The 22,314-nt window shown below is 42.7% G+C and carries 21 protein-coding genes; 3 read left to right on the forward strand and 18 right to left on the reverse strand.

The genetic code is table 11. The annotated features are described in order from the left end of the window. Positions 1-29 precede the first annotated feature (29 nt). Positions 30-632, reverse strand: a complete 603-nt coding sequence (locus R7070_RS15905; RefSeq protein WP_005377733.1) for a 2OG-Fe(II) oxygenase — start codon at positions 630-632, stop codon at positions 30-32. Positions 633-792: 160 nt separating this feature from the next. Then, positions 793-1,563, reverse strand: a complete 771-nt coding sequence (locus R7070_RS15910; RefSeq protein ID WP_005377734.1) for a TerC family protein — start codon at positions 1,561-1,563, stop codon at positions 793-795. Positions 1,564-1,974: 411 nt separating this feature from the next. Here R7070_RS15910 and R7070_RS15915 point away from each other — a divergent pair, with 411 nt between their 5' ends. After that, positions 1,975-2,913 carry a LysR family transcriptional regulator gene (locus R7070_RS15915; RefSeq protein WP_005377737.1) on the forward strand — a complete coding sequence of 313 codons (939 nt, stop codon included), beginning with the start codon at positions 1,975-1,977 and terminating at the stop codon, positions 2,911-2,913. A 19-nt stretch (positions 2,914-2,932) separates the two neighbouring features. Here R7070_RS15915 and R7070_RS15920 read toward each other — a convergent pair whose 3' ends face one another. From R7070_RS15920 to R7070_RS15935, 4 genes are all read right to left on the reverse strand, one after another. Continuing rightward, the gene (locus R7070_RS15920) at positions 2,933-3,814 is read right to left on the reverse strand and encodes a YjjW family glycine radical enzyme activase (protein ID WP_213886717.1); all 882 of its coding nucleotides are present in this window, start codon (positions 3,812-3,814) and stop codon (positions 2,933-2,935) included. A 22-nt stretch (positions 3,815-3,836) separates the two neighbouring features. Continuing rightward, entirely contained in the window at positions 3,837-5,381 is a 1,545-nt protein-coding gene (locus R7070_RS15925; RefSeq protein WP_256900584.1) for a YjjI family glycine radical enzyme, read from the reverse strand. A 212-nt stretch (positions 5,382-5,593) separates the two neighbouring features. Then, a complete protein-coding gene (locus R7070_RS15930) occupies positions 5,594-6,217 on the reverse strand; it encodes a LysE family translocator (protein ID WP_017634019.1) in 624 nt (207 codons plus the stop codon). Positions 6,218-6,419: 202 nt separating this feature from the next. Beyond that, positions 6,420-7,637, reverse strand: coding sequence for an HD-GYP domain-containing protein (locus tag R7070_RS15935; protein WP_025766705.1), 1,218 nt, complete (start codon positions 7,635-7,637; stop codon positions 6,420-6,422). A 487-nt stretch (positions 7,638-8,124) separates the two neighbouring features. On the opposite strand from R7070_RS15935, the gene R7070_RS15940 reads away from it, so the two are divergent. Then, positions 8,125-9,828 carry a putative bifunctional diguanylate cyclase/phosphodiesterase gene (locus tag R7070_RS15940; RefSeq protein ID WP_005377743.1) on the forward strand — a complete coding sequence of 568 codons (1,704 nt, stop codon included), beginning with the start codon at positions 8,125-8,127 and terminating at the stop codon, positions 9,826-9,828. A 107-nt stretch (positions 9,829-9,935) separates the two neighbouring features. On the opposite strand, the gene R7070_RS15945 is transcribed toward R7070_RS15940, so the two are convergent. From R7070_RS15945 to R7070_RS15965, 5 genes are all read right to left on the reverse strand, one after another. Then, positions 9,936-10,409 carry a response regulator gene (locus R7070_RS15945; protein ID WP_053303110.1) on the reverse strand — a complete coding sequence of 158 codons (474 nt, stop codon included), beginning with the start codon at positions 10,407-10,409 and terminating at the stop codon, positions 9,936-9,938. Next, a complete protein-coding gene (locus R7070_RS15950; protein WP_256900585.1) occupies positions 10,396-11,733 on the reverse strand; it encodes an ATP-binding protein in 1,338 nt (445 codons plus the stop codon). Before R7070_RS15950 ends, R7070_RS15945 begins: the two co-directional genes overlap by 14 nt. Before the next feature lie 3 nt (positions 11,734-11,736). Further along, positions 11,737-13,155: an SLC13 family permease gene (locus R7070_RS15955; RefSeq protein WP_017634015.1), complete on the reverse strand. Its 1,419-nt coding sequence runs from the start codon at positions 13,153-13,155 to the stop codon at positions 11,737-11,739. Between the two features lie 249 nt (positions 13,156-13,404). Then, positions 13,405-13,869 (reverse strand): GNAT family N-acetyltransferase, encoded by a 465-nt coding sequence (locus tag R7070_RS15960; protein ID WP_017820619.1) that lies wholly within the window; start codon positions 13,867-13,869, stop codon positions 13,405-13,407. Positions 13,870-13,904: 35 nt separating this feature from the next. Further along, a complete protein-coding gene (locus tag R7070_RS15965; protein WP_017634013.1) occupies positions 13,905-14,267 on the reverse strand; it encodes a hypothetical protein in 363 nt (120 codons plus the stop codon). A gap of 479 nt (positions 14,268-14,746) precedes the next feature. Here R7070_RS15965 and R7070_RS15970 point away from each other — a divergent pair, with 479 nt between their 5' ends. Further along, positions 14,747-15,304, forward strand: a complete 558-nt coding sequence (locus R7070_RS15970; RefSeq protein ID WP_064353879.1) for a DUF3750 domain-containing protein — start codon at positions 14,747-14,749, stop codon at positions 15,302-15,304. 51 nt (positions 15,305-15,355) lie between these two features. Here the strand turns inward: R7070_RS15970 and R7070_RS15975 are convergent, their stop codons facing one another. From R7070_RS15975 to R7070_RS16005, 7 genes are all read right to left on the reverse strand, one after another. Beyond that, entirely contained in the window at positions 15,356-16,933 is a 1,578-nt protein-coding gene (locus R7070_RS15975) for a sensor domain-containing diguanylate cyclase (protein ID WP_256900586.1), read from the reverse strand. Positions 16,934-17,117: 184 nt separating this feature from the next. After that, on the reverse strand, positions 17,118-17,588 hold the full coding sequence (locus tag R7070_RS15980; protein WP_005389124.1) for a heme-degrading domain-containing protein: 471 nt from the start codon (positions 17,586-17,588) through the stop codon (positions 17,118-17,120). After that, positions 17,585-18,625, reverse strand: coding sequence for an oxidoreductase (locus R7070_RS15985; protein WP_005377752.1), 1,041 nt, complete (start codon positions 18,623-18,625; stop codon positions 17,585-17,587). Before R7070_RS15985 ends, R7070_RS15980 begins: the two co-directional genes overlap by 4 nt. Positions 18,626-18,636: 11 nt before the next feature. After that, positions 18,637-19,410: a DeoR/GlpR family DNA-binding transcription regulator gene (locus R7070_RS15990; RefSeq protein WP_253656898.1), complete on the reverse strand. Its 774-nt coding sequence runs from the start codon at positions 19,408-19,410 to the stop codon at positions 18,637-18,639. Between the two features lie 178 nt (positions 19,411-19,588). Next, on the reverse strand, positions 19,589-20,431 hold the full coding sequence (locus R7070_RS15995; RefSeq protein WP_256900587.1) for a phosphate ABC transporter substrate-binding protein: 843 nt from the start codon (positions 20,429-20,431) through the stop codon (positions 19,589-19,591). Further along, complete coding sequence (locus R7070_RS16000) at positions 20,421-21,041, reverse strand: OmpA family protein (RefSeq protein ID WP_053303115.1); 621 nt, start codon at positions 21,039-21,041, stop codon at positions 20,421-20,423. Before R7070_RS16000 ends, R7070_RS15995 begins: the two co-directional genes overlap by 11 nt. Beyond that, positions 21,034-22,311, reverse strand: coding sequence for a TolC family outer membrane protein (locus R7070_RS16005; protein WP_318141247.1), 1,278 nt, complete (start codon positions 22,309-22,311; stop codon positions 21,034-21,036). The genes R7070_RS16000 and R7070_RS16005 overlap by 8 nt, the downstream gene beginning before the upstream one ends. Positions 22,312-22,314 lie beyond the last annotated feature (3 nt).

Here is a 22,314-nt window from a genome sequence, read left to right on the forward strand (position 1 = left end):
TTGCTGATTTTGTGCAGGTTGCAAACCAATCATTTTGCAATATCAAGTACATTGTCTCGCACACCATTGATTCTGAACCAACCTGCAATACTGAAACGCTCAGCATTGGTCGGTAAAACCTCATGCGGGAATTGCTCAGATAAGAATAAAAGTAAGCGTCCCGATTGAGGAGGGATGGTTGCTATCTTATTATCATTTAGATCGTAAACCACCAATTCACCTGCATCCTTTTCCGTCCAAGATTCGTTCATGTAAAAAACGGTTGTCAATCGACGGTTTTCATTGCCCTTAAAACAATCTAGATGCTTTTGGTAGAAATCCCCTTCCTCGTACTTGGCAAAGTGAGCTTCATACTCAAAAAGCCCCAGAAACAAGTGACGGTTCACTTCTTGGCGTATTTCTTCCATCTTATCTAAGTAAGAAGTAACCGCGTGCCCCATATTGGGCGATAACCATTGAATTTTGTCACTTCGAATTGACTCAATACGTGTCACATCGTCATTACGACCAATACGCGCTTTTTTCCAGTTACTTGGAATGCAGTCTCGTAATTGAGCCACTTCTTGTTCAGAAAGAAAATCATCCCAGATGTAGTAGCCATGGGTTGCTAACGCATCGATCATTTTATCCATTATTGTCGTTCACTCATATTAGTTGGGCGGTCTATATAAAAAATCTTCAACCCCACAACAAATGCGATTTTTTGTCGAAACGACAACAAAATAAAAAGAGAGTAAAAATAGGTGATGACGAATATAAAAATGCCGCTCATATGAGCGGCAATATCTTTTATTATTGACGAGCTTCTAATCTGGTTGGATGAACTCGCAACGGACTAAGACGTTTAATAGTCGGGCGTTGTTTGTTTTTTAACTGGATATGGCAAAGTTCCAGAATTAAGCCGAATGCCATCGCAAAGTACACATAACCTTTGTTGATATGAATTTCGAAGCCTTCTGCCATCAATAAACCACCTAACAAAACGAGGAATAACAAAGCAAGTGTCTTAAAACCAGGGTAACACGACACCAGGTTATTGATTTTTTCTGCTGTCATGACCATCACGATAGCAGAAGAAACAATCGCTGCGACCATAAGTGGGACATCACTTGTCAAACCAACGGCGGTTATCACCGAGTCCATCGAGAATACAGCATCCACGGCAACAATCTGCAACAGAACTACCGCTAAACCAGTACGGGCGTGAGTTGAGTGAGCCGACTCGTTGTGATTTAACCAACTCCACAACTCTTTCAGGCTTTTAGCCAAGAGGAATGCACCACCCGCAATCATGATAACGTCTCTTCCGGTAAACGCTTGGTTCGCCAAAGAAAATAGCGGTTGAGTCAATTGCATGATCCAAGAGATTGAAAACACTAAACCAATACGAGCAATAACAGCAAGACCAATACCAAGGTTTCTTGCCAGTTTACGTTGGTGCAGCGGCAGTCTTTCACATAAGACAGAGATAAAAACGACGTTATCAACGCCTAAGACAACTTCAAGCGCAAACAAAGTGGCGAAAATAGCCCAAGCTTCTGGTTGCATAAAAAGTTCTAGCATGAGCATGTCTCCAATAATAAGAAGACATATGGTGAAGGGTTTTGTCGACTAAAGGGGTCGTCCATTAATTATTTATACCTTTGTTACTGAGGGATCATGAGTAAATCACCAAACAATCAACAAAACAATATCTATTTTAATTAACAAGGAACAAGTTTAATTCGTGTACAAATCAATCAACTCCTCCAAATTGATTAAAATTACATAGAAGCTTTAGAATTGAATAAATGAAAGCATTAAAGTCCAACAAAACTAAGATAAATTTCTAGACTTATAAGCACCATCAATCCTTATGCAACCCATTAAATGCATTGAGCTCAAAGAGAAACAGGCGTGTTTCCGAGATAAACAATAGTAAAAATTTGTTTCATGCTGATATACTGCCAAAAATCATAAGAAACCATGCTATTTATGGACTACATTGCTCTTTCGCGTATAAGCCTTAAACATCTAACTGTTTTACATATGTTGTTAACCACTCACAGCGTCACACTTGCGGCAGAACGCTTGTGTGTAACACCATCGAGCGTCAGTAAAACGCTCGGACAGTTGCGCGAAACGCTAAAGGATGACCTTTTTTACCGTGATGGCACTCGCTTAGTGCCGACAGCATTTGCGCTGCATATAGGCCCGTCAATCCATGGCATACTCTCCAGTATGAATGGGTTATTACATCAAGGCTCTTTTAATCCGGCTTACTATCAAGGTAGTTTTTCATTAGCAATGCGTGAAAGTTCATTTGAGCTCTTTGCGCCAGTTCTACAGCACTTGTCCCAGCAACTGAGCAATCACGCGCACTTGAATGTCCATGCGAAAGAGGAAATGAGCTTCGATGCATTAGCAAGAGGTCAAGTAGATTTTTTGTTGCTTCCTCACGATCTCAGCCAACCACCCACACAAAATAAAGACTTGGTCTGGAAAACCATTTTGAAAGACGAAATGGTTTGCTTAATGAGAGCATCGAACCCACTCGCTGAGCAACCCTTATCTGTTGAAAGTTACCTTTGTGCAAGACACATCGGTATTCATGATAAAGATCTGTCACAACCTTATTTTGAGCAAAATCTCACCCAAAGGCATTCAAAACGAAACTTGGCCATGCGTGTAGCCGACTTTGGTTCAGCTGCGGTGATGTGTCAGCACTCGGATTACTTGTTCACATGCTCCAAGCTTTGGGCAAGAGCGGCAATGCAAGCAAAAGGTTTGGTAGAGCAAGCTCTTCCATTCGATTACGGGCAAGTAGCCTACAGCCTCGTTTGGAACAAAGCGAGCTTAAACGATCCCGCTTTAAAATGGTTACAGCAACAATTACTCGACGCCTGCGCCATGTTAGATGCCTGTGATGCTTAAGCATAGGTAAACAACGGTACTACGTGAGTACTGTCGGCACTGTGATAGGGTTACTCACGTAGCGTCGGAGCTCTGACTTTAAGCGTTCGATATCATGATGAGAGCACGTATCCCAAGTTAACGCCTCCCCCACAACTCCGTGATGTTGAAAGGCATTTAAACGGATAAGCACCGATTTAGGAAGAGTACTCAAGTAACGTCCAATTGCTACGATTTCTATATCTAAATCACTTTTTTGGGGAATATGCAGTAAGCGGACCTCGTACAATTTTTCGTGTTCAGCTAGGTATTGAAGGGTTTTAAATACACGATGATTATCACGCCCAGTTAGCCACTGATGCGTCTCCGTCTGCCACGCTTTCAAATCGATCATTGCGCCATCCAGAAAAGGTAGAATACGCTGCCAACCAGCAACCGCTAAAGAACCGTTACTGTCGATGAAACAAGAGAGGTGCCGTAATTCAGGATCTTGTTTTATCCCTTTAAACAGCTCAATAATGAAAGGAAGTTGTAAGGTAGATTCCCCACCGGATACAGTAACACCACTGATGAAAAAGCGATGTTTGCGTATCAAATCGAGCATTGTTACTACAGAGTAGTCAGTAATTTTTGGATTAGATTGGTTCTGACATATCTCTATACAATGATCGCAGTGGGTGCACTCCTCTTTAAGCCAAACAACGTTGTTGTTTTCGTCGAACTTCAATGCGCCTTCTGAACATTCACTTACACACTCACCACAATGATTACAATGGTTTATCGTGTGAGGATTGTGGCAGTTCAAACACTGATAGTTACAACCCTGTAGAAAGATGACTAGACGATTTCCTGGCCCATCAACACAAGAGAAAGGAAGGATACGAGTGACTTTTGCCAAAAGGCTTCCACTTCGTCTAGACATCTTGTTCTTTCCTAAACCGAACTTATGCCTGCGTGTAAGTCGGTGTTACTTCATGACTCACCACACGTGGCGAGCGTTCTAAAATTTTGGTATTTTTTGCTGCTTCTGCACCTAGAAACGTCGTGTTGGTTCTCGAACCTTCTTTATCATATTTCGCGACATCTGAAAGTTTGATCATGTAGCCTGTCACGCGAATTAAGTCATTTGAAGTGACATTCGCGGTAAACTCACGATAACCAGCATTTAGTGCCCCTTTACATAAATTGAACATCGCTTCTGGGTTAGATTTCACCGTTTCATCAATCGTCAAAATATCGCTGATACCCGCACGATAATACTGATGATGCTTCGCCGTTGCTTGTACATAAGTGACAGGGTCTGGCTCTGCACCATAAGGCAGACGTACACCTGGCGTAACATCATGATCTAAGCTAATGCCGCCTTGTGCATGTAAGAGCGCTTTACCATCTAAACCATATTTCACCGGGGTTGAGTCCACCAGTTTAGCCAGTGTTGCTGAAACATCATGAGCAAAAGTATTTGCTCGATCATTTTTTCCGTATCGCCCTATTTGCCCTTCTTTTTCAAATAGAAGGTTTACCGCTTCGGCCATGCCGTAAACGCCATACATTGGCGCGAAATAGGACTCTTTTATCAACCCTTCTTGCGTCAAAAAGCCTTGAAAGAAGTTCGATTTTTCATGCAAGTGCGTGCTTCTTGCGTTTATGAGCTCGACCATTAATCGATGGTAAGAAGGCAACGCACTGTTTAAGAAGTCGTTACAGTCTGATGCTCGTTTTGCAACTTCTTTTAAATTCATTCGCACCAATGTGTTCGAGCCACCTGCTAATGGAAGCGAGTTGTAGCAACTTACAATACCAAAGCGTGAGCCGTTGTAGGCTTTCGTGTGCATTGGGTAATTGGCGATATGCGGTTTACTGCATTCACAAATGTTCTGTGTCGCTTGACGAAGTAAATCATCAGGTGTAACTGTCTCGTCGTACATAAAGGTGAGATTCGGTGCGATCTGCTTGAGCTCCGCATCTACTTTTAAAACAGTGCGACAAATAATGTTGTCTGTCGGTCCGACATTCACATGCATAAACGCATCTGGCAATGTGCGATCCAGCATGACCCAAAAATGTTTTAACTTTTTGTAAATCTGGCTCTCTGTTAGGTCGCCTATGTAAGGCAACAAGACATCATCTAACTGGCCTAAGTAAACCGGAATGTTCGTTACCGAAGGAACATGATGGTAAATGATGGTCAGCATGTTCAACGCATCATCGAAATCATCAGCCGGAGACAACTCTAAATAGTCTGAGCCTTGCGATAGAAATTTAGCGTAATCAGGCAACACATAGCGAGGTTTAAACGGTGCATGACCTTCAAACATATCGCAGATGATGCCTTCATCCATTGCTTGTCTCAGTGATGGAGATACGGTCATGTAAGGAATGCACGCTTCAGCCTCTAAAGCTAAAAAACTCGACTTCTGTTTTGGAGAAAGACGGACGTCGGTCGCGATATCTAGAAAACGTTGTTGTAGTTTAGAAAGGCTTGTCATCTAAGATATTCCTACAAAGTAACCACAAGCCCACAAGACAAAATACGAGCTCTACCCCTAAAGAGTAACGTGATTTTACTCCTGCTTGGCTGTTGCCACTAATGAAAATAAACAAAACGTCTATTTCCATTCTGGAAATAAGACAAAGCTAAATTAGCGCATTCCAACTTACTATATGGGAAAACCTAACTGCGTACCGAAGTCTGTCTTATTTATCGGTTTGCCGTCGACAACATCACGCCTGCACCAATAAATACTCCCCCAGTCAAACGATTGAACAACTTCGCTCTTCCAGCGACAAACAACCAATCGGAGGCTTTTACCCCTAACAATGCATAAAATGTTAGCCAGCTAAGCTCAAAAACCACAAATGTAGACGCGAAAATCGCGAATTGAGACAGTAGCGGTGCGGAAGGTTCAATGAATTGAGGAAACAAAGCGGTGAAAAAGACTATCGCTTTGGGGTTACTAGCGCCAACAATGAAACCACTAGTGAACGCGCTGAACGCTGTCGCGGAACTTTGAGTCGTTGCCGTTTTATTAAAATCTGTCTGAGATGAGCGCAACGCTTGAATACCTAACCAGATTAAATAAGCGGCACCACACCATTTGATAATATTAAAAACTAACTCAGATGAAGCAATGACAACTCCCAGCCCGGTAAATGAGAGCGTAAGGATGATCGTAATCGCAGACAAACTGCCAAGTGCAGTCATGAAAGCAATACGAAACCCACTACTCACTCCTTTACTTAAACACAACAGTGAGCTTGGCCCTGGTGAAGCTGTGAGCACGAGAATGGCAAGAGTGTAAAAAATCCATGTATCTATTTGCATTGGCATCCCTTCCAGCAAAATGAGGTTTATAGCCCATTGTGTATAGAACTATTTTATCGACCGGTTTCTATCCATGAAGCCGAGGTCTTAATAACCATCTTGCATCTAAATAACTTAGAAAAAATTAATAGATAGTTATGCAAATAAAATACGATCTACATGCAAGGATGTAAAGCCTGTTGTATAAGCTTATCTATTTCTCTTAATCATAAAAAGGCTTAGGATCGATCTCTAACGATGAAGGCGCTATCGCTCTTTCAATTTTGTACGCACTCGTTTTTAAGTCCACCATCGTGACATCAATGTATCGTTTATACTTGCGGGAGTAAAAACATTTCACTTCTGGCTTTAATGCTTGAGATTCATTTGAAGACCAAACAATACCAACACGCCCATCGTTCAACTCGACAATGGAGCCTACGGGATACATCCCAATGCAATTAATGAATTTGTAAACTAAGTCGGCGTCTAAATGAAATGGCGTTAGACTCAACAAGATTTTAAACGCTTCCGCAGAACTCATGCCTTTTTTGTAACAGCGATCAGCCGTTAGCGCATCGTAGATATCTACAATACAGCTCATACGGCCGTGAATTGGAATCTCCTCCCCCTTCAAGCCTCTAGGATAACCATTGCCATCTAACTTCTCGTGGTGCATCAAACAAACATCACGGCTTACGTCACTAAGTCCTTTTACGTGAAGGATAATCTCACCTGCGAACACTTGATGTAGCTTCATATGTTCAAATTCTTCAGGCGTTAGCTTCGCTGGCTTGTGCAAGATCTTATCATCGACTTTAATTTTACCTACATCATGAATAATGCCACCTACAGCAAGCTGTTTTAGCGTTGGCTTATCCAAGCCCAAGTACTTACCGAATGACACTAAAAGACAAGCGACATTGACGGAGTGTTCCAATAAATAAGAGTCTTTTTTTCGGAGTGCAGAGACACACTGCAACGCATCTGAGTCAATCAAAACACTTTCAATGACATCGTCAGCCCAAGCTTCTACTTCATCAACTTCAATGATTTTTCCTTCAAAAGTTTGATTCAATAGTTTCTGCGCCAAATCTTTTGCTTCGGCGATCAGCTTTTTGGCTCGCTTGTGTTGGATGTCTCTCGAACGATAAGTTCGTTGACCCCTCTTAAAATCTGAGTGTTTCTGCTCTCTCGTCTCTTTAGTGGCATCAGTTGATTCATCTACAGGCTTGAAGACACACTGCTGCGAAGATAATGTTTGATCTACCCAAACATACTTTACGCCACTTGTAGCAAGCTTCTTAATGCCTTCAGGGCTAGATATTCGCCCCGCATTGGCTAAATTGACGCGCTTGTTGTGCTCTATCGCGGTGACAAACATACCAACGCCGATATCAGCGAGCGCAATTTTGATTGAATTTTTCGGATCGTACTGCATATAAAGAAGGCTTACTCGATATTAACGTCCGCATTATAAGAGATTTGATTACTTGGCGTGATAATAAATTTGAATTGATTACAATTAATGAGCATCCTGTCAATTAATAATCGGTCGCGCTCATTAAGTCCTTTTTGTTATTATGGTTTTATCCAAGATAACATATATACAAATGACGTTAGAAAACAGCACATTGATACCGACACAACTGAAAATAACTTTAGGATAATTATTCATAAATATTTATAGATTGCGGACGGCATCAATAACTGTATTTTATAAATGATTTTTACTGTTGACTATTTTTTATAAATGTCGATGATTAGCCGCCTAATCTTAGTATGTTATTAACCTAGTAGCGCATAAAATGATAGCCAAACAATTTGAACTGACACTTTTGTGATTGTAATGTACGCCAGCAGATCAACTCTATGTTATCAACCCCAACACTCATCTCTGATGCTAAAAGGCTCGAGGAGGAAATATCTTGACCACCATATTTGACCAACAAGTCTCAGATAGTGACCGAGAGTTCCTAAAAATCGTCGAAGAACGATTCATTCATATCTTCGATGTATTTAACGAAGGCCTCTTTTACATGGATGAGTTTGGCACCATGGTATTTTATAACAAGGGCTTTTATGAGCAGCTTGGTATCAACGCTGGTCGAATCAGCTTAGAGCAATGGTTAGACCTTGTTCACCCTCTCGATCGAGAAAGACTCTCCACTCGGGTCGATGCTCACATCATTACCAACAACACGAGGGTCACAACGACCTACCGCGTGCGTAAACCCAATGGACAGTACGTCTGGATTGAAGGCGTAGCCATGACCAAAGAAACAGAACATGGTCATTATATGGTTGGTAGCCACCGTGATATTTCTGAACGCAAGCTGATGGAAAGCTACATTCATCAAGTCGCATTTCATGACAATGCGTCAGGTATGGCTAATCGCGCCCATCTCTTGCTGGATATTGAAGATAGTGTGCGAGCCACTGATTCTTGTGCATCTATCTGTTACATTCAGATAGAAGAGATTAAATCTTACTTAAATCAATATGGCAGCGAGTTGGTCGATGGGTTAGTGGAAAAATTGCTACAAACTCTCAGTCACCTACCTTCTCCAAATAGTTCTGTATATCGCGTACATGATGATGACTTTGCGATTTTGATTCACGATGAATGCTCGGTAGAAACGCTGCAAAGTTACGCCGAAAGTTTAAAGGAAACCTACCACGAGGCAGTGATTGAAGAGGGCCAATACTTAGGAAGTAACATTAGTATTGGTTTGTATCCTTGCATAGATCCAAGTCACTCAGCAGAGGAAATATTGCGTAAAGCAGCACGAACTTGTCAGTACGCAAGCGAGCAGAATAAAGACCGTGTTGCGGTTTACAGTGAGAAAACTCAGCATGCCGTAGACCGTTATTTCTTTATTGAACAAGGTCTAAAAAGTGCATTAGAAAAACAGACATTAAGCGTTAAGTTTCAGCCAATTATTGACGCCAAAAGCTCAAAAGTAGTGAGCTTCGAATCTCTGGTTCGCTGGCGTAGCAAAGAGTTTGGCGAAATTTATCCAGACGAATTCATCCCCGTCGCAGAGAACAAAGGTTTGATTGTCGAGCTCGGATATCAAGTCTTTGCCAAAGCGTGTGAATTTATCAAAAACTACCGTGAGCGTTACCAAAACCAAGTTCGTGTAAACGTGAATGTTTCTGTACTTCAGTTAATGAATAGTGAATTCCCTGCGCGAATTAAAGCCATGGCGGATGAGGTTGGTGTCGATCCTGAGTCTATTGTGTTGGAACTAACAGAAACGTTTATTTTGGATAATAATCAGACAGCCATTGCCCCTCTGAATACCCTCAGGGAACTAGGATTTGCACTCTCTCTGGATGACTTTGGATCGGGTTACAGTTCATTAAATAGCTTCTTCGACCTCCCGATGACACAAATCAAAATTGATAGGTCGATGGCGTGGAAAACACTAACCAACCGCTCTTCACAAGAATATCTGAAGTTTCTTATCACTATGTGCCAGGAAAATAATATTGAAGTAGTGATTGAGGGAATTGAAGACGCCAAAATGTGTGAATTTTTTACCGAAATGGGCGTCGATTATCTGCAAGGTTATTGGTTCTCTAAGCCACTTTCTGTTGCCAGTGCAAGCCGCTATTCGTTGAGTTAAGCATACTAGAGCAATATTCCGCACGGCCACGTTAAACATGCTGAACTATTCACTATAGATTTCAGACACTAACTGGCCGTGACGAAAACAAAGCTTAATGCCCCCTATTAACGTAGGCGTTCAAACACCACACTCTGATCTAAATGTTCGTGATACTGAGTGTAATCTAAGCCCACATCAAAGATATATTGGGTCACCAGGTTTCTAACGCACTCTATTAATTGGCTTGCTTGCCATGGTTTTTCAAAGTAGCGGTCAATGCCTGCGGAGTTGATCGCATTAATCGTATCGGTGTGCGTCGCTTGCCCGGTAAGAAGCACTTTCCTCGTAAAGCCAAAACGACCGTCTTTTGATACATCGGTCAGCAGCTCTACTCCCGTTTTACCTGGCATCACATGATCGGAAATAATCAATGCGATCATCTCGCCTTCTGCATCAAATTCATCCATCAGTTCTAGAGCCTCACCTGCTGATTCGCAGTCTTCGATATTCAACCACTGATTTAACGGCTCTAAATCTTGTAGAACCGCGCTTAGTACCTCTCGTTGGTCATCAACGCAAATTACATTAAGCTTCTCCATGTTCACCCTCTACTGGTAACTTGATTCTAAAAATCGTTTTTTCACTGTCGCTCTTTACTATAATAGAGCCGTTATATCCGGCGATAATGCGCTTCACAATCGACAGACCTAACCCTAAACCAAACGACAATCCCCCCTTTTTAGTGGTGAAGTTTGGCCGGAAAATTTTTCTACGTGTCGCTTCATCAATTTCTGGTCCATTGTTAGCAATCGTGACCAAAATTTTACCCTTACTCTCCCGAGTATGTATTTCGATACCGGGTTTCTCCGTTTCACCAAGTGCATCGCACGCATTCTTTAATATATTTACCCAAACTTGGACGAGTTCGGTTTGAGAACCAATAAAAGCAGGTAAATCCGCAGGGCTAAAACGAACACTCACTCGTCTTAAGTCACTTTGCAATAGAGCCAAGGCGCGATTGATTGAATCATTGATGTTAATCGCTTCATCCAAGTCGATATCCGTGCGCCCCAATTGTTTTACGGATCGCACAATGCCAACGGTATGTTTAGAAGCGATGCGTAAGTCATGGAGATCTCGCCCCATTTGCCAGAAACGTATCGCTTCTTCTGGTCTTTTTAGCCAATGTTCCGAAAGGAAATTATTTGGAACGGCACGTGCAAGATCACGAGCAACCTCCTTGGTTAAACCGTAGTATTTTTCGAAGTGGCGCCCCCGCTTTCTCGCTTCGCTAGAAGAGACTTTCTGCCCTTGCATTAAACCAAAATCAAAAAATTGACTCGCTTCCGGATGAACTTCTTCAAGCAGTTCCATGATAACTGTCTCTAGCCGTTCTGATTTACTGCTTACAACGCCTATCGCATTGTTCAACTCATGACCAATACCCGCTGCAAGCTGCCCCAACGTTGTCATTTGCTCTGCGGTATGAAGCTTTTGTAGTGCTTTTTCTTTAGCCAATGCCTCTTGCATTGCGCGCCGTTGACGACGAGATAATTCGTTAACCATCACAGGCATAAATTGTGTCGTCAATGGTCCGTATGTCGCCTCTTCCACGGCGGGCGTATCGCGCTGTATCCAAGCCAATTCAACATCGGTTTGAGCAATCACTGTCGAAGAGGCAGTCCACGTACCAGAAAAGAAACTGTGTACGCCAATAAACGCACCTTGAGACGCAGAAAATACCTGAATCGGTTTCTTGTCATCTTCCGCGTAATACCCCGCCAGTTCTCCCGACAGCACATAGTACAAGCGATCGTTGTAGCCAGCTTGCTCAATAAGCACCGACCCGGATAAAACCGTTAATCGGCGTTCAAGGTGATTAAAGTAGCGTTGTACTAACGCGTCTAACTTCGTTTCGTACATGGGTTATCCAATATGCCCAACAGTATGTAAAATCCACACCATCACAAAACTGAGTAATACGCCAATCACGCCTAGCACGGCACCGATACGAGCCATTTGGCCACTCTCGACATGCCCTGTTGCATGAGCTAACGCGTTTGGTGGCGTACTGATTGGTAACGACATACCGAGTGAAGCAGCAAATGTCACGACTAAGATCAGAGTAACTTCACCGCCGAGAGGCGTTAGCGAAGCCATAGAAGTACCCAGCGCAGCCATAATCGGCATCAGCAAGTTTGCGGTGGCTGTATGCGACATAAAGTTTGCCATTAACAAGCACAAGAAAGCCGCACCAAACAAGACAACATATGGCGAGAACTGATCAAACGGAATGCTGTGTACCACCAGCTTCGCAAGCCCGGTTTTATCTAGAGCAAGGCCCAGAGCAATACCGCCTGACACCAACCAAAGCACATCCCAAGAGATTTTCTTCAAGTCTTCTTTGTTAATGATGCCCGTCAATGAGAACACTGCGACCGGAATTAATGCTACTGTGTAAGAATTCATTCCATGTGCAGACCCCATCAACCAAAGAATAATCGTGCCGGCAAAGGTGACGTAAACCATTATTGCTTTGGGTGTTTTCAAAAACTTGCTTTTAATGTTCAGATCGATGGTGGTTTGTTCGGCTTTATATAAAAAGCCAATCAGAAACCAGGCTAACGCCATCATCACAATAACGAATGGCACACCAAATACCATCCATTCACCAAACGTAATTAAGTTGTCACCAACCAAATATTTTAGGGCGATGGCATTCGGTGGCGTGCCGATTGGAGTACCAATGCCACCAATGTTGGCTGCAACAGGAATACACAAGGCGAATGCAATTCGACCTGGGTCTTTAGGCCCGAAAACCGCTATCACAGGGGTTAAAATGGACAACATCATCGCTGTTGTTGCGGTGTTTGACATAAACATGGAAAAAACAGCGGTGATCAGCATCAACCCCAGCATAACGAACTTCGGTTTTTGTCCAAATGGTTTGAGTAACACTCGGGCTAAGTTGACATCTAACCTGTACTTTGTCGCCGCCATAGCCAAAAAGAAACCGCCGAGGAAGAGCATAATAATCGGACTAGCGAAGGTCGCCATTATCTCGTTGTATTGTAATAGTTCACCAAAATGTGGCTGCCCCTCTTGCAAACGAAAGAGCACAATACCTTTATTTGATACAAGCAATAGCTCTAGGACAATGATCACAACCGAAGTGGCGTAGATTGGAATTGGCTCGAATACCCAGCAAAGTGCGGCAAGCAAGAAGATTGCAATCACTCTTTGCTGGACGATAGTAATGCCATCAAATGGGAACGCAGAGAGAGGCATTAACCAAACAAGCAATGGTATCAATGTTGGAACAACGTATTTGAGATAAGGGCGCATAGTACTACTTCTCTTCCTGAGATGGTTAGCCAGACACATTTGGCGTTTGGAACGCTATTACCCGCCGCAAAACCAAAACTTTCAGACTGTTTTTTAAGCCTTCAGAGACGAAATGCGGTAATGGCGTTCCAGAGAAGATTATGTACACTGTTTTCAAACAAAACGTTGGTGCGAGATCAATGAACTCGCTTTCACATTGGAAAACATTTTATATCTGTGTTCAAGCTCACTAAATGCTCACTATTTAAGTTAAATATACTTTTCCATCATAAAGTTAGTTAAGGTTTCTCCCCTAACCTCAACACGTTGTCGAGACTTAACTGTGAAACCCATTTTCTCGTAAAAAGGTCGGGCGGTAATACTCACTTCAGAATACAGTCGTTTTATCCCCTGTACTTTCGCCTGTGAAAAAAGAAAAGACATCAAATCACGACCAACACCTTGTCCTTGGTATTCATGATGGCAAAAGAAATGATCAATCAAGCCGTCACCTTGCAAATCACAATAGCCAACGACCTGCCCTTCTATCTCCGCGACGTACGGTTGAATATCGTCCATTTTTCGTTGCCACACATCGAGGTCAAAATCTGATGGTGCCCAAGCGGAAACTTGTGATTCCGTATAATCGCGACGATTAATGATTCGCACAGTATGGTAAAAGAGTGCCCACAGTGTTGGGGCATCCTCGGTGCGATAGCAGCGTATTGAGAGCATCAATTTCCTCATTCCTATTCAATAAATACTAAGCATTAACGCAAAGTGATACTAGTGAACTCATCATTTTCAATGCCAATCACTAAAGGCTTCCCAATCTGATCACTGTTCATCAATACGGTTGTATTCAGCTCTCGGCTTGATCTGCGTATATTGCTTTTTCTTATGATATGAATATTCACAATATAATCGGAATACTCCTTTGTGATTCCGCCGGAAAATTCTACGTGCTCACTTTCATTGTCTCGGACAACATGAAATTTTCGATTGGCTTGAATATCAGTACTGATGGAGGAGTCACCATAGTTCAGCACAACGGACGTTGGTTCGCTATCTTGATTGGCAAAACAGCCAAATGCGAACATGCTTAATGCGAGTATACTTTTTGATTTAAACATTAATTATTCTATTTCTAGTTATTTTTCTGCTATTTGCATGACCAAACAGCACTTGTTCTGTGAGCGCCTATTGTGCCATAGCTGAACGCTGACTCTAAACGCGCAAAAAGATGAGCGATGAAAATTCCGTCCAAAACAAGCAAATGTGAGACAATGTGAGGGTCCCAAACTCACTCAACCAGTCAAAGGCCACTGTAAATCTCTGTTTTTTTATGCTTTTAATTCATGTGACCGTGTAAGGAATACATACAACCTCTTACTTTTTCATACGCAACTAGATGAATCGTTCGAGAAATACGGCATCGTCTATGCCACATGTTACAAATCGGCTTACCTTATTATTACGTATGAACTGGAATTATGGCACTAACTTCCCTCTCTCTTTTAATAAGGAGAGGATTTCAACAATCAGGCTTGCCACGTTTTTATAGCTAAAATCAGTAGAGCGTTACCAACATCGGTTGGTCTAGGAGCAATAAATGAAAGACCCTCTCAACTTTACTCACCTTGTAAAAATTTGGCTCATGTCAATCGCGGTTATGCTGGGTGGATGCACTCAAGGAGATTGGCGTACCGCTAGCAGAGAACCTGCGGGTATCGCACCCGATCCTTCCAATGTTAAGCATGCTGTGATTGAGTTTTACGCCGCAGACGCGTTTGGTTGGCGAGGCTGGTTTGCCGTTCATACATGGTTTGCAATAAAGCCTGAAAATGCGAACGAATATACAGTGTATGAAGTAGTCGGCTGGAGAGTGAATCGCGGACAACCCGCTCTATATCAGTACCAAACTGGGACGCCAGATCGATATTGGTATGGTGCAAAACCAGAAAAGATCCTCTCCATACAAGGTGAAAAGGCCCGCCAGCTTATCCCTAAAATACAAAGTGTTATTAACCAATACCCTTGGGCTGAAGAATATACGCTGTTTCCAGGGCCAAATAGCAATACATTTCCGGCTTGGGTGGGTAAACAAATTCCAGAATTAGAGCTGAACTTGCCGTTTCGCGCAATTGGTAGCGGTTACGCCAGCGATTAACAGCAAAGATTAGTCACTGGCTCGTTTTATGTTCAGCATAAAGCGCAATATCTATTGTGCGTCGTCACCCAACTCCGTTCTATTTCTTCCATTATGTTTCGCTTTATACAGTGCATTATCGGCGTCTTTCATTACCGCTTCAATTGGTGTGTCATTGCCTTTCCAGTGAGAAACGCCCAACGAAACCGTGACCTTACCAACCACCTGAAAGTCATGTTGTTCCACGTTGTGTCTAATACGCTCTGCAACATCCATAGCGTGGTTTACGTCTGTTTTTTCCAAAAACATCATAAACTCTTCACCGCCAGAACGACACAGGTGATCATTAGAGCGAGCTTGGTCTTTCATTAACTGCGCAAACTCTCTAAGTAAGTTGTCACCCACGTCATGGCCATAGTTATCGTTTACGCTCTTAAAGTGGTCAATATCTAGCGCCAAAACAGAGAACGCGGTATTTTCCTGCTTAAACAAACCAAGAACTTTATCTAATCCACGTCGATTCAATAATCCAGTCATCGAATCTGTTAATGTATCCAGTTGCAGCTTATCAATGGTTTTTGACACGATACCAAATGCTTTAAGAAAACTAAGCTTCAAATGTGAGACCTCAAAATACCAAGACTTAACCAGTTTGAGATCATCGATAGATGATGAATGTTCTTCGACACCTCGCACAGCACCCGCTAACTGCCAAAGTGGTCTAGAAATAAGAAGGGACAAGAACCAAATTAGCAACAAAGTTAATAAACCAATTGGAATCGACTTAAGGAAAACATTCCACATCTGTTCATCTAGCACAGATAACGTCATCGATTTCGGGCGCTGAGCAACAATTCCCCATCCTGATGACTTTACTGGTGCATAACCAGCAAGCATTTCGACGCCGCGAGAGTTAACAATTTCTTTGTTACCGCTCAGCCCCATCGTCACCGCTTTGATTGCCTCATTATCGTCGATTACTTCACCAACTCTCGATTGATCTGGGTGATAAATCAGAGTGTTACTCTCATCGACAACGTAAAGGAAAGAACCATCTTTGTATGCGTGCTGGCTGAGTAACTCTGCAAGAATATTTTCTTTTTCTAGATAAATAGTGCCGCCGATATAACCTAAATATTCATTAGATTGTGAAAATATAGGGTATGAGATGGTTAACAAGTAATTTCCAGCTGGCGATATAAATGGTTCAGTAACAACCGGTGCTTGAGCGTTTAAAGACTGGCGTTTTCTTTCACCCACTAACCTTACACCTTTCACCTGAAGTGTTTCAGGGGATACAGAAATAATAACCCCTTTTGCATTAACGACAACCACAGAGTTAAATGATTTGGTTTGCGTTCTTAATCTCTCAGCCTCTTTATCAAGAAGCTGAGCGTCATGCATCTTGTCTTTTAGCACGTTCGCACTGTATTTTAGCTGCGACATTGAGCTTTCTATGAAAGAGTCTGTCATTTCAGACATTTTTTGGGCGTAAACACGGTTTGATTCTAACGTGTTATTGATGATGAGATCCCTTTGAACACGATAAATCGAGTAGAATGCGTTGATCAAAGTGACAAGCACACTGAACACACATAGGGTGACAATAAGATTTCTAAGATTGAGTTTTTCTTTTCTTCTAAAAGACATTGCCAATGGCCAACTTTGAAGGCTTTCTGTATAAATGAGCGTATAGGTTATATGAAATTGATTTGATTTTCAGGTAGTAAGTTGGGATCAATGTTAATATTTGCTCACATTAAAGAACACTTTATGAGCTAAAAAGAGAATTCAGTAGCACGATAAAGAACCGTGCTACTTTCATATTTGGCGTTTAAGAGGGTTTTGTCTCTGTCATCGTTTTTAATATATCCACAACTAGCTGATGATCATCTAACTGCGGTAAACCCGATACCGTCACAACCCCAACCAAACCAGACCCAGAAAGCCGAATTGGGAACGCGCCACCATGAGCACAGTACTCACGAGCATCGAGATGAGGCTGATTTTCGAAATCACGTTGCTTTTGCTTGTTGTACAGAGAAAGATAGTAAGAGCTGTGGCCATACCTTAATACTGAGTTTCGCTTCCTACGGACCCAATCTAAATGATCAGCACAGGTTCCTGCCATCGCGTATTGAAATAGCGTTTGTCCAAAGCCGTAAACCTCAATAGCAACAGCCGCGCCGCGAGCTTCAGCCTCTTCTTTTAGAGCGAGGCCGATAGACCACGCAATATGATGATTAAATTCCGCCAACTGAAGTTCATGCTCTTGCCGGGCCACGAGTTCAAGCGTCAAACTCATGGTTTCACCTGAATCGTTTTACCCGTTTTACTGCTTTCCAATGCCATCTCAATCAGAGCGATATTCTGTACTGCTTGAGCGGCAGGGACCGGGTTATCAGTGCCCAAACGAATGGCGTCTGCCACACCAACAAAGTAAGCTTGGTACGCGCCTCTCTCCGTTTTGATAGTTTGCGCACCGTCTTCGTCGTAACGGACTCCGTATAACGCCTCATCTTCTTCCGACCAAGCATCGTTTTCCGGCAAACGGCCTTCTTTTAAGTAGCCCTCTTGAGGATCTAATCCGAACTTTTCATATTTAGCTTCCGTACCCAATACTTTGTATCGGAGATTCGGCTCTGGGCTATACAAGTTTGAATGCAAGTGCACAATATGCTCAGGGTAATGAAGTATCAAGTTGTAATAATCAATCGTCGTCGCGCCCGGACGCATCATTCGACATTGTGCGTCTATCGCATCTGGCAAGCCAAACAACACCAATGCTTGATCGAGAAGATGAGGAGCAAGGTCGAATAGAATACCACCACCATCTTGAGCTAGCTCTCGCCATCGTTGACGAACTTCAGGGCGGTAACGGTCAAAGTGTGACTCAAACAGCTTTATATCACCTAACTTACCTTGTTCGATAAGAGATTTAACCGTGAGAAAATCTCCATCCCAACGTCTATTGTGAAAAACGCTCAGCACTAGACCTTTCTCTTCCGCCAAGGCGATAAGTTCATTACCGTCTTCTATACGAGTAACAAACGGTTTCTCGACGATGACGTGTTTCCCATTGTTCAACGCACGCTTTGCAAGTTCGTAATGTACGTCATTTGGCGCAGTAATGATTACGAGTTCTGCATCACTATCATCGAGTAAAGTATTCGCATCAGAAAACCACTTGGCATCTGGCCAATCATTTTGAACCGCCTCCTGTTGACGAGAGCTTATCGCGCTCAGCGTTAAATTTGGTAGCGCTTTAATGAAGGGTAAATGAAACGTTTTTGCTGAATATCCGTAACCAATCACAGCGGTTTTTACGGGATCGTAAGCCATTCTAAGATTCCTTATTTCGGTGACACAACAATACATTCAATATCATTGTGATCGAGGAGTTGTTGAAAATCTGATTGAGGGGGATGATCGGTAATAATGATGTCGATCTTTGACAAATCACATACGTGGTGGAAATTGTCGCTACCAATTTTTCGGGATTCACAAACGACGATGACCTGCTGAGCTTGAGCAATCATCGCTTGTTTCATTGTAGCTTCTAACAAACTATTTGTTGTCAGCCCTCGGGATGTCAATGCACACACGCCAATGAACGCTTTGTTCACGTGATACTGCTGCATTTGCTGCTCTGCTTGCGCCCCTAAAACTGCTCTGGCATAAGGGTCAAAGTGTCCGCCTAAGAAATGAACGTCCATTGTGTCGTTTGTTTCAGCAGCGGTCAGTACATCAATGCTGTTAGTAACGACGTTGAGCTTGTTTTCTCCACAACGCGCTTTTCCTGCATAGAGTGGGAGCAGAGACAAAATGGTGCTGGTATCAATAACAAGATGGTCGCGCTCATCCAACAACGCTGCGGCAGCTTGAGCTAGTCGATGTTTAACGTCACTCACGGGTCGACTCGCGTATGCCTCGGTATGGGAAGAGATCGGCGCAAGCATGACACCACCTCGTATTCTTTGTAACCCAGGTTGCTGACTCAACTTAACTAAGTCTCGACGAGCTGAATCTCGCGAGATACCAAAGTACTCACAAACTTCAGACAACGTTACTTTATTTTGCTGATCCAGCTTCGCTCTGAGCGCTACGAGTCTTTCTTCTTGTGTCATAACTTAAATTCACTTAAGTGATTTTAAGTAAACTTGCCACAATGATAGAAAAATTACCAACAAAACCACTTACAACCAACTCAATTGACCAAAAGTTAACCAAAGATAAATGAGCAGCAAGGCAAAACTTCCTAGGACGGTACGTTCACTCAAGCCCACATAGTTAGGCGTATGAAGTTTATTTATACCCGTTTAAAACAACTGGCTCATCTAGGCCTAACTTCACTCTATTTATTTTAATAAGCGCTTTTGGTAGTGGAATAAACCCAGCATTTCGTACCTGTTGTGTATTGTTGTCGGTTGTAAGGAGTTCAAATAGTTTTGATTTTGTGATTTTCTGATTGGTGTCGAATTGTTTATTTATATAAACGTAATAGACCACGGAAAATGGATAGCGAAGAGAATAGATGCAATCTGTGCTCAAAGAGCATGAGTCATCGTTATGATGAACAGAGAGAGCCTTGTAGCTCGACCACTGTTCTGAGTATTTAAAATCGGAGTATCGCATATAAGCTTTGGCTGACAAGTCGTCGCTTAAAGCCCGTTTCAATCGGTCTTCATCAAGCATTTGAATCGATAATTGACAACCATTAGAGCTCACATCTGGGTTACTTAAACGCATCTCCCCGAAAGCATACGTATTTGCATCACAGCGTTTCAATTCACTAACGGAAACACTATCTACCGTACTCTTTTGACTATTGATTACGACAATAGCGTTTGCCATTAAAAACAAACGTGTAGGCCTGTGGCCTCTTTCTCGTTGAAATCGGGAGATGTTTTCATCTGACCATTTCTTAGATGTGATCGCAATAGAGGTTCCGTCATTTAGCATGTCGTTAAAACCAACAGACTGAGATGCAAGCGCTACATTTACACTTGGCTCATCTATCAATGTTTCTATCGTTTCTAGTATCTCTGGCTCGACAAAAATCGATGTTCGAGCCTCAGAGTCAGAAAATGCCAGCGGTGAAATCAAACATGAAGTTAGAGCAAGGAAAGGCAAGACTTTAATTTTCATAATTCAGCTCCAACTTCGAATTAGGTGTCAACTCGCTGTCCGAACTAAATATAGTCCACGCTTGTTCAGTACTTTCAGCTTTCGTGTTTACAACAGCAATTGTGCGCCTTTCCCGTTTTTTTAGTTGTACCGTCAATGCCGTATTCTGATAAAACTCTTGCTCTTCAATTCGATTATCTTGAATGCCGTTTCTCACTAGCAATTCTCGTATAGCTGCCGTCCTTTTCTTTGCCAACGCTTTGTTGTATTCGAGTGACGCTTCAGGGCTTGTGTCTCCTATCAGTATGACTTGCGCATTTGGGTTACTCTGAAGCAGTGCTTTCAACTCGCTTAGCGGCATATCATGAGATGGCGTTACCTGATGCTCATCCATCGCAAAGAAAAAGCTGATCAGGTGTGTCTGCGAGTCGTTGACCCAATTCGCACAGCCTTCACTGTCAACAACCACACCTTTTGGCGTATCTGCGCAGTTATCTCGTTGGTTTATCACGCCATCACTATCATTATCTTTAAGGTCGTTGTACTGGTATGTGGTCAACGTCGTATTCGGTGATTCAGCACAGCCTGCTAACATGAAAACTAGAAGACTCGTCACTGCGAATTTATCCATTATTGTTCTCCTTCCAGTTCTCTGGATACTCAACTCGCAACGCATAAGTCAGAATCCCCATCGAGTTGAATAAACGGTAAGTGGCAACCAAATGATCGTACTTTGTTCGGGTGTAGTTCCGTCTCGCAACAAACGTTTCAACTTTGGCATCTAATACATCTAACAAACTGCGTCGCCCTACATTGAACTGCTGGATGTACCCTAATTCAGTTACTTTCGCCGCATCAACGTTGACTTTTAAAAACTCCATTTGCTGTTGAAGCAATGTATGTGCGTCCCATGCCAGCCTTACACCTTCATTCGCATCTAGTTCTGCATTTGCTCGAATAGCCCTCGCCTCCTCTACTCGCCAGGCAGATGACTCCACTCGGGAGTCTGTAGAAAAGCCGTTAAAAAGATCGTAGTTGACCGTCAGCATAACCTTTGCATCTTCGTTAATGCCTTCAATATTATCCACGTTGTCTGTTTTGTTGGCTGACAGCTCAAGCTTGAGCTCTGGGTAGTAATCCCCCTTTTCTCTTTTTACTTCATGTCGAGCCGCCTCTAAATCTTTCATCGCCGACTGTATGGATGGGTGCAACCTAACCGCTTGTTTGAGTGCTTCGTCAAGCTTATTCGGAAGCAATTCCTGCGGGTAAACAGGCTCAACTAAGTTTTGCGGCGCTCGACCAACTAAACGTACAAATCTTGTTCTAGCATCGGAAAGATTGTTTTGGGCGGCAATCAATGAGGACTGTGTTGTCGCGACACGCGAAGAAACCTGTGCTAAATCGGAGTTGCTGGTTAAACCTTTTTCTTTTTTATCTAGAATGAAACGGTAGATCTCTTGGTGTTCACTTAGGTTTCTTTCTGTCAGTTTCATCAACTCTCGGGCATGTAAAACGTCCGCAGATGCCAATAAGCCTAAGCGTTCAGCTTCAGCCTCGTAAGATAGGCGATCAACATCAGCACTTGTTTTAAATCCATCAAATAACAGTTGGGAGATTCTTACGCCCATCTCCGTTCTTTCTAATGTTCTATCTTCACTGTCGATGTAGTTTCCGTTGTTATATCGAGTACCTTCGTACCCTGCTGCTGCATACAAATTAACCTGAGGAAGAAATGAACCATTTATGGCATTTCGGTCTCGTACCATCGACTCATAGCGAGAATAGCGAGCAAGCAAACTGGGGGAGCTATCGAGAGATAACGTAACTGACTCTTCTAAAGTCAAAGCGTTTGGCGACGATGATACTGCAAACAAGACCAATAACGTTGATTTAAGCCGCATCTT

It is taken from the genome of Vibrio sp. 1557 (assembly GCF_033340175.1).
GTDB lineage: Bacteria > Pseudomonadota > Gammaproteobacteria > Enterobacterales > Vibrionaceae > Vibrio > Vibrio alginolyticus.

Bases quoted from the DNA above. Each gene is read 5' to 3' on its own strand.
- R7070_RS15925 (WP_256900584.1), bottom strand. From the start codon at position 5,381: ATGACAAGCCTTTCTAAACTACAACAACGTTTTCTAGATATCGCGACC.
- R7070_RS15990 (WP_253656898.1), bottom strand. From the start codon at position 19,410: ATGACACAAGAAGAAAGACTCGTAGCGCTCAGAGCGAAGCTGGATCAG.
- R7070_RS15905 (WP_005377733.1), bottom strand. From the start codon at position 632: ATGGATAAAATGATCGATGCGTTAGCAACCCATGGCTACTACATCTGG.
- R7070_RS15975 (WP_256900586.1), bottom strand. From the start codon at position 16,933: ATGTCTTTTAGAAGAAAAGAAAAACTCAATCTTAGAAATCTTATTGTC.
- R7070_RS15985 (WP_005377752.1), bottom strand. From the start codon at position 18,625: ATGGCTTACGATCCCGTAAAAACCGCTGTGATTGGTTACGGATATTCA.
- R7070_RS15955 (WP_017634015.1), bottom strand. From the start codon at position 13,155: ATGCGCCCTTATCTCAAATACGTTGTTCCAACATTGATACCATTGCTT.
- R7070_RS15910 (WP_005377734.1), bottom strand. From the start codon at position 1,563: ATGCTAGAACTTTTTATGCAACCAGAAGCTTGGGCTATTTTCGCCACT.
- R7070_RS15995 (WP_256900587.1), bottom strand. From the start codon at position 20,431: ATGAAAATTAAAGTCTTGCCTTTCCTTGCTCTAACTTCATGTTTGATT.
- R7070_RS15960 (WP_017820619.1), bottom strand. From the start codon at position 13,869: ATGCTCTCAATACGCTGCTATCGCACCGAGGATGCCCCAACACTGTGG.
- R7070_RS16000 (WP_053303115.1), bottom strand. From the start codon at position 21,041: ATGGATAAATTCGCAGTGACGAGTCTTCTAGTTTTCATGTTAGCAGGC.
- R7070_RS15965 (WP_017634013.1), bottom strand. From the start codon at position 14,267: ATGTTTAAATCAAAAAGTATACTCGCATTAAGCATGTTCGCATTTGGC.
- R7070_RS16005 (WP_318141247.1), bottom strand. From the start codon at position 22,311: ATGCGGCTTAAATCAACGTTATTGGTCTTGTTTGCAGTATCATCGTCG.
- R7070_RS15980 (WP_005389124.1), bottom strand. From the start codon at position 17,588: ATGAGTTTGACGCTTGAACTCGTGGCCCGGCAAGAGCATGAACTTCAG.
- R7070_RS15950 (WP_256900585.1), bottom strand. From the start codon at position 11,733: ATGTACGAAACGAAGTTAGACGCGTTAGTACAACGCTACTTTAATCAC.
- R7070_RS15920 (WP_213886717.1), bottom strand. From the start codon at position 3,814: ATGTCTAGACGAAGTGGAAGCCTTTTGGCAAAAGTCACTCGTATCCTT.
- R7070_RS15970 (WP_064353879.1), top strand. From the start codon at position 14,747: ATGAAAGACCCTCTCAACTTTACTCACCTTGTAAAAATTTGGCTCATG.
- R7070_RS15945 (WP_053303110.1), bottom strand. From the start codon at position 10,409: ATGGAGAAGCTTAATGTAATTTGCGTTGATGACCAACGAGAGGTACTA.
- R7070_RS15915 (WP_005377737.1), top strand. From the start codon at position 1,975: ATGGACTACATTGCTCTTTCGCGTATAAGCCTTAAACATCTAACTGTT.
- R7070_RS15935 (WP_025766705.1), bottom strand. From the start codon at position 7,637: ATGCAGTACGATCCGAAAAATTCAATCAAAATTGCGCTCGCTGATATC.
- R7070_RS15930 (WP_017634019.1), bottom strand. From the start codon at position 6,217: ATGCAAATAGATACATGGATTTTTTACACTCTTGCCATTCTCGTGCTC.